Below are 502 nucleotides of genomic sequence, written 5' to 3' on the forward strand. Positions count from 1 at the left end.
TCTCATTCTCCTTTGAGCAATCGAGTACACCAAGAGTGAGAGTGTCATCACCATCAATAGTGCGTCGATTCTGCTTGGCTTTTTGATAAATAATGAAGAGACGAAAAACAATGGGTCTTTTAAAAAACGGAAGCCTTTTTCTACTTCAGACTGAGCTTTGTAGTGTTTAAGTAATTCCTCAGGTGACAAAGTTTTTTTATCAATATTGGTTGCAAGGACAAAGCAGGACTTTTGTTTCACAACGTCATTAATTTTATCTGCGCTTTCTATTATCTCTGCGGTAATTTGCCATTCAATGCGTTTCACTGGGGCATCTTTCTTTGGCCGACCTTTACCTTCATATACTTTATGCTCGATAACACTTTTCTCTGCTAGCTGATGATACTTCATTTTTTTTGTTATTTTATCTAACGCTCTTTGGGCGTCTGTTTGACAAGCAAACCGCTGAGCTTGTAGATGAAACAGCTCTTTTTTAATGCTTAGCTTTGTACGTTCAACTTGT

1 protein-coding gene is annotated in these 502 nt (G+C 37.6%); it reads right to left on the reverse strand.

What is annotated here, in order from left to right; all coding sequences use genetic code 11:
* Nucleotides 1-502: IS1634 family transposase (locus D5018_RS21530; protein WP_121840997.1), on the reverse strand; the 502-nt coding region annotated here is incomplete at both ends.

The sequence above is a fragment of the Parashewanella curva genome (genome assembly GCF_003675895.1).
GTDB lineage: Bacteria > Pseudomonadota > Gammaproteobacteria > Enterobacterales > Shewanellaceae > Parashewanella > Parashewanella curva.